Source organism: Aminobacter sp. P4_D5 (assembly GCF_056401815.1).
In genome coordinates, this window is the sequence record NZ_JBFUIP010000234.1 from 1 (window position 1) to 6362 (window position 6362).

Below are 6362 nucleotides of genomic sequence, written 5' to 3' on the forward strand. Positions count from 1 at the left end.
AGCCTGATCACAGTGTGGAGTGCCGCACTGCCCAATCTGATCGCTGACCGTCCCGTCATCCAGGAAAACTACAACCAGTATGTGCGGCCGCAATGGATGGCGCGTTATGTCGAGGGCCTGTTCGAAGACAGCGGCCTTCGGCGCTGGCAAAAGGAAGGCTTTGCCGAAATCGCCCGCCGCCTGGCGACAGAGCGGCCTTCGGGCGAGATTGCCGCCGAAGCGGTCCTCAAACACATCGTAAAATGAAAAACGCCCGCCAAGCAGGAACTTGGCGGGCGTATCTCAAGTCAGTTCGCAGCGCTTAGCGCTTGGCGATCGGCACGTAGTCGCGTTCGGGAGCGCCGGTGTAGAGCTGGCGCGGACGGCCGATCTTCTGGCGCGGATCCTCGATCATTTCTTTCCACTGCGCGATCCAGCCCACGGTACGGGCGAGCGCGAACAGCACGGTGAACATGGTGGTGGGGAAGCCCAGCGCCTTCAGCGTGATGCCCGAATAGAAGTCGATGTTCGGATAGAGCTTCTTTTCGATGAAGTATTCGTCCGTCAGAGCGATGCGCTCGAGCTCCATCGCGACGTCCAGCATCGGATCGTCCTTGATGCCGAGCTCGCCCAGAACCTCATGCGTGGTCTTCTGCATGATCTTGGCGCGCGGATCGTAATTCTTGTAGACGCGGTGGCCGAAGCCCATCAGGCGGAACGGGTCGTTCTTGTCCTTGGCGCGGGCGACGAATTCCGGAATGCGGTCGACATGGCCGATTTCGGACAGCATGTTGAGTGCTGCTTCATTGGCGCCGCCATGTGCCGGGCCCCACAGACAGGCAATGCCGRCCGCGATGCAKGCGAACGGGTTGGCGCCCGAAGAGCCGGCGAGACGCACGGTCGAGGTCGAGGCGTTCTGCTCGTGGTCGGCGTGCAGGATGAAGATGCGCTCCATGGCGCGGGCGAGCACCGGATTGACCTTGTACTCCTCGCACGGCACCGCAAAGCACATGTGCAGGAAGTTGGCGGCGAAGTTCAGCTCGTTCTTCGGATAAACGAAGGGCTGGCCGATGTGGTACTTGTAGGCCATCGCCGCGATSGTCGGCAYCTTGGCGATSAGGCGGATCGAGGCGACCATGCGCTGGTGCGGGTCGGAGATGTCGGTCGAGTCGTGATAGAAGGCCGAAAGGGCGCCGACCACGCCGCACATCACGGCCATTGGGTGGGCGTCGCGGCGGAAGCCGGTGAAGAAGCGCGACATCTGTTCATGCACCATGGTGTGGCGCGTGACGCGATAGTCGAAGTCGTCCTTCTGGGCCTTGGTCGGCAGTTCGCCGTAGAGCAGCAAATAGCAGACTTCCAGGAAGTCGCCGTGCTCAGCGAGCTGGTCGATGGGGTAGCCGCGATGGAGCAGGATGCCAGCATCGCCGTCGATGAAGGTGATTTCCGATTCGCAGCTCGCCGTCGACGTGAAGCCGGGATCGTAGGTGAAGGCGCCCGTCGTGGCATAGAGCGATGCGATGTCGATCACATCTGGTCCGACCGTGCCGCTGCGAACCTTGAACTCATGGGCTTGGCCGCGGAACTCTAGTTTGGCGGTCGAATCAGTCATCGCATACTCCTTAGTGCTGAGTTGCCGCCTCACGCGGCGCAATCGTCATAAACAAGGCAACCAATAAGGCTCGGAACGCTCGAACACGCTTCCCAGCTTCCCCGCTGCTTTCAAATTGACCTGTTGCCGCAATGTTGCACCGCAACAGCCTCATTTCAATGCAAAACTAGGAAAGCACTACTGACCTAATCGATTTGATCGGAAATGCGGCCCAGACTTTCGTCGCGCCCCAGAACCGCCAACACATCGAACACCCCGGGGGAGGTGCTTTTGCCTGTCAAAGCGGCACGCAAAGGCTGGGCGACCCCGCCCAATTTCACATTTTCGCGACCGGCGAACTCGCGGATCGCAGCCTCGGCGGAGGCGGCGTTCCAGTCCGCGTCAGCCACCGTCGAAAGGGCTGCATGGGCGCCCTTCAGAATGTCCTTGGCCGGACCAGCCAAAAGGCCCGCTGCCTTCTCGTCGACGGCCAGCGGACGCTCGGCAAACAGGAAGCCCGCGCCGTCCGCCAACTCGATCAGTGTCTTGGCGCGTTCCTTGAGGCCTGGCATGGCAGCCAGCAGCTGTGCTGTGCGCTTGTCGTCGAGCTTGGCGAGGATCGCATCGCCGCCTGGCAGATAGGGCAGGGTCGTAACGAAGATGTCGAACAACTTGTTGTCGTCCATCTGGCGCATGTGGACGCCGTTCAGCGCCTCGAGCTTGGCAAAGTCGAAGCGGGCAGCACCCTTGTTGACATCCTCGATCTCGAACCAGCGGATCATGTCTTCGATGCTCATCACCTCGTCGTCGCCATGGCTCCAGCCGAGGCGGGCGAGGTAGTTGAGCAGCGCCTCGGGCAGGTAGCCCATGGCACGATAGGCATCGACACCAAGCGCGCCATGGCGCTTGGAGAGCTTGGCACCGTCCGCACCATGGATCAGCGGGATATGCGCCATGACAGGCACGTCCCAGCCCATCGCAACGTAGATGACCGTCTGGCGCGCGGCGTTGGTCAGGTGATCGTCGCCGCGGATGATGTGGGTGACGCCCATGTCGTGATCGTCGACGACGACCGCATGCATGTAGGTCGGTACGCCGTCCGAGCGCAGGATGATGAAATCGTCGAGGTCCTTGTTGGGAAAGCGGACGTCGCCCTGCACGCGGTCGCGCACCAGCGTCTCGCCTTCGGTCGGCGCCTTGATGCGGATCACCGGCTTTACGCCTGCAGGTGCCTCGGACGGGTCGCGGTCGCGCCAGCGACCGTCATAGCGCGGCGGACGGCCCTCGGCGCGTGCCTTCTCGCGCATTTCGGTGAGCTCTTCCTGCGAGGCGTAGCAGTAATAGGCCTTTCCCATGCGCACGAGTTCTTCCGCGACCTCGCGGTGGCGCGGCGCGCGCTCGAACTGCGAAATCGGCTCGCCTTCCCAGGTCAGGCCAAGCCAGGTGAGGCCTTCGAGGATCGCTGCGGTAGCGGCGTCGGTCGAGCGCTCGCGGTCGGTGTCTTCGATGCGCAGCAGCATGGTGCCGCCGGTGTGACGGGAATAGAGCCAGTTGAACAGCGCGGTGCGCGCGCCACCAATGTGCAGGTAGCCGGTGGGCGAGGGGGCGAAGCGGGTCACGACGGACATAGCAAATTCCAAGGGAGGCATGGCGTCGCCCGGCCGGAGACCGGCGGCGCATGGCGTTTCGGTGGCGTTGATGTAGCATAGAAGGTCTGGGGCGCAAGGGGCAGGCCCGATGGGCGAGCGCGTGCGGGAGGGGCAAGCCGGTAACAATCCGGTGGTCGAGACCAGCGAGCGCGGCTTGCTGGCAGGCTCGCAAACGCTTCCCGTCGCGTAGGCAGATCCAAAGTCGCCCGGGGCAGACGCTGCATTTTCCGACGCGGCGTCGCCAAATCACACAGCCTCCCCGCGTCTGTCTTGGCAGCAGCAAGGATCACGACTTTTAGCCGACCACCGGATCAGCGCGCGGTCAGCACTTGTCGCAATGGAAACAGAACTCGACCGCGGTGCCGCCTTCCTGCTTGTCCCGGTCTTTCTGTCATTCGGCGCGCTCTGCTATTTCGCTCTGCCTGCCGAACCTGCGATTGCGCCACTGGCTATCGCGTTCGTGCTGTTGGCGTCGCTCGCATTCCTTGTACGTACCCAAAGAGTGGTCCACTACGCGCTCGGTGCAGGCGCGCTCTGCCTGCTCGGCATGACCGTGGCGAAGCTTGAAACAGCGCGCGTGGCGACCAAGATGCGCCGAAATTTCGAGTGAAGTAACCGGGCGCGTCGTCAGGCTCGATCGTCTCGACAATGGCCGCGTGCGGCTGACCCTTGATGTCCTCGCAACGGCGCGTCCGGTTCTGCGCTACGCCCCGGAGCGTGTACGGATAACCGCACGCAAGATCCCTGACCGAGTGCAGGCTGGGGCGCAGGTGACCGGCTATGTCCGCCTCATGCCGCCCTCAGGGCCGGTGCGGCCAGGAAGTTATGATTTTTCCTTCGAGAGCTATTTCGACGGCATCGGCGCCAGCGGCTTTTTCATGAAAGGACCGGGCCTTGTTGCATCGGCCGGGCCATTGCCGGCAACGGCCAAGGCTTTCGCCGCAGTCGAAAACATCCGCGAAGAGATTGCCCATCGCATTCGGGACCGGATCGGCGGTGCCGAAGGTGAGATTGCAGCGGCATTGGTGGTCGGTGTGCGCGGCGGCATTCCCGAAGATGTCAACTAGGCGCTGCGGCGTACCGGCCTCTACCACATCATTTCGATCTCCGGCCTGCATATGGCAATGGTCGCGGGCACTGTCATGGTGCTGATGCGGCTCGGCTTCGCGGCCTTTCCCAGCTTCACATCACGTTGGCCAGTCAAGAAATACGCGGCAGGTGCTGCCTTGGTCTCGACAGGTGGCTATCTGTCCATCTCGGGTGCCGAGGTCGCAGCGCAACGCAGCTTCATCATGCTGGCGGTGATGCTGACCGCCGTGCTGTTCGACCGCGCCGCACTCACCATGCGCAACCTGGCGATCTCGGCGATCGTCGTCATCCTGACCTCGCCGCATGAAGTGGTTGGCCCGAGCTTCCAGATGTCATTTGCGGCAACGGCCGCACTTGTTGGCGCTTATGCCTGGTGGTCGGACAGGCGGGAGGCGCCAGCACAGCCTCTCGTGCAGCGCTCGTTGCCATCGAAGCTATGGCGCTGGCTTGCCACGGTTGCGATCGGGCTTGTCGCGACCTCGCTGATCGCCGGTCTTGCCACAAGTGTGTTCGGTGCCTGGCATTTCCAGCGTGTCTCACCGCTCAGCCTCATCGCCAACCTGGCAGTCATGCCGATCGTCTCGGTGCTGGTGATGCCGTTTGCGGTTCTAGCCGGCATCTTCATGCCGCTTGGTCTCGAAGGACTTTTTCTCGATACAATGGGCATCGGCCTAAAGGCCATGATAGCCCTTGCAAAGTGGTTCTCCGAACGTTCGCCCATTGATGCGGTCGGTCTGGTGTCGACCCATGCGGTTGTGTTCGTCACGGCCGCACTGGTCATTGCATCGATCGCCACAACCTGGTTGCGGGTGGCCGCCTTGCCATTTGCCGCTCTCGGCATTTTGTCGCTGGTGGAAACCGAAACACCTGTCGTTCTCGTCTCGGAAGATGGCCGCCTGGTGGGTGTGCCGATCGGAGACCCGAAGCTTGCTGTCAATCGCGCTCAACCAAACGTGTTCACAGTCGATAACTGGAAACGGGCTTTGAAAACCGACGTGTTTGTCTCCCCCATCCGCATCAACTCCGATGGTTCGACAAATCCGAAGGGCTCGGGCAACTCCAGTGATCCAAGCAGCACCGACAAGCAGGCTGCATTTGTCTGCAGCGATGGCCTTTGCCTGGTTCAGCATCCAGCTGCCGGCTTGATTGCGCATGCTGACCACGCGGCGGCCGCCAGGCGCGTTTGCGCAAATGCTGGTCTCATCGTTTTGAAAGACGCCAAGGCAAAGGACATTTGCCCAGGCTCAGCCGTGGCAGTGCTCACCAGCCGCGAACTCGCGCGCCTGGGCAGTGCGGCGATATTCCTCGAGCCCGCATCGGACAATAAGCGTCAAAAAATCGAAATCCGCTACGCTGTGGCCGAGCCATATCGCCCGTGGCACACCCAGCGCGAATTCTCTCGCGAGGCGAGGGGCCTGCCGCCCTACAAGCGAGAAAACAGGCGCCCGAAAGCACTGGAAGCACCAATTCCGGTCAAATAGCCGGAAATTCCGACAGCCATGGCCGAACGACACTTCGAGTAGGCAGGAACGGCTCCATGCCGCCCGGAAATCAATAGCGGCGGATCAACCCGACAAGCTTGCCCTGGACCTTGACCCTGTCTGGCCCGAAGATGCGGGTCTCGTAGGCCGGGTTGGCAGCCTCGAGAGCAATCGAGGCGCCTTTGCGGCGGAAGCGCTTGAGCGTCGCTTCCTCGTCGTCGACAAGTGCCACGATGATCTCGCCGGGGTTTGCGGTGGTCGAGCTGCGGATGACGACTGTATCGCCGTCGAAGATGCCAGCCTCGATCATCGAGTCGCCCTTGACCTCGAGCGCGTAATGCTCGCCGCCCATGATCATATCCGGCGGCACCGCTATCGAATGAGTCTTGTGCTGGATGGCGTCGATCGGCACGCCGGCGGCGATACGGCCCATCACCGGAATGGTCACGGCCGCGCCAGCATCATCGTCATTGCCGGCGGACATGGAGCGCGACGGTTCGGGCCGGCGCCCAAGGCTGCCCTCGATGACGCTCGGCGAGAATTTCCGCGCCGCGTTGAGGCCTGGTGCGATTG

The 6362-nt window shown here is 62.3% G+C and carries 6 protein-coding genes and 1 pseudogene; 4 read left to right on the forward strand and 3 right to left on the reverse strand.

Translation table 11 applies throughout. The features are described from left to right. A pseudogene (locus tag AC1DWF_RS28980) lies at nt 1–246 on the forward strand (lipid-A-disaccharide synthase); the annotation flags it as partial. Between the two features lie 55 nt (nt 247–301). On the opposite strand, the gene gltA reads toward AC1DWF_RS28980, so the two are convergent. Both gltA and gltX read right to left on the reverse strand, forming a co-directional pair. Continuing rightward, the gene (gene gltA / locus AC1DWF_RS28985) at nt 302–1591 is read right to left on the reverse strand and encodes a citrate synthase (RefSeq protein ID WP_476842364.1); all 1290 of its coding nucleotides are present in this window, start codon (nt 1589–1591) and stop codon (nt 302–304) included. A 185-nt stretch (nt 1592–1776) separates the two neighbouring features. Beyond that, on the reverse strand, nt 1777–3198 hold the full coding sequence (gene gltX / locus AC1DWF_RS28990) for a glutamate--tRNA ligase (protein ID WP_476787572.1): 1422 nt from the start codon (nt 3196–3198) through the stop codon (nt 1777–1779). Between the two features lie 358 nt (nt 3199–3556). On the opposite strand from gltX, the gene AC1DWF_RS28995 reads away from it, so the two are divergent. From AC1DWF_RS28995 to AC1DWF_RS29005, 3 genes are read left to right on the forward strand one after another with little or no spacing between them, the layout of a single operon-like run. After that, nucleotides 3557–3829: a hypothetical protein gene (locus AC1DWF_RS28995; protein ID WP_476786231.1), complete on the forward strand. Its 273-nt coding sequence runs from the start codon at nt 3557–3559 to the stop codon at nt 3827–3829. A gap of 46 nt (nt 3830–3875) precedes the next feature. Continuing rightward, the gene (locus tag AC1DWF_RS29000; RefSeq protein ID WP_476786232.1) at nt 3876–4286 is read left to right on the forward strand and encodes a hypothetical protein; all 411 of its coding nucleotides are present in this window, start codon (nt 3876–3878) and stop codon (nt 4284–4286) included. A gap of 57 nt (nt 4287–4343) precedes the next feature. Continuing rightward, nucleotides 4344–5789 carry a ComEC/Rec2 family competence protein gene (locus AC1DWF_RS29005; protein WP_476804272.1) on the forward strand — a complete coding sequence of 482 codons (1446 nt, stop codon included), beginning with the start codon at nt 4344–4346 and terminating at the stop codon, nt 5787–5789. Between the two features lie 70 nt (nt 5790–5859). Here the strand turns inward: AC1DWF_RS29005 and lexA are convergent. Continuing rightward, the coding region (lexA, locus tag AC1DWF_RS29010; RefSeq protein WP_476842365.1) for a transcriptional repressor LexA at nt 5860–6362 on the reverse strand (503 nt) is incomplete at its 5' end.

Coding starts and splice junctions, on each gene's coding strand:
- gltX (WP_476787572.1), bottom strand. CDS start 3,198: ATGTCCGTCGTGACCCGCTTCGCCCCCTCGCCCACCGGCTACCTGCAC.
- AC1DWF_RS28995 (WP_476786231.1), top strand. CDS start 3,557: ATGGAAACAGAACTCGACCGCGGTGCCGCCTTCCTGCTTGTCCCGGTC.
- AC1DWF_RS29005 (WP_476804272.1), top strand. CDS start 4,344: ATGGTCGCGGGCACTGTCATGGTGCTGATGCGGCTCGGCTTCGCGGCC.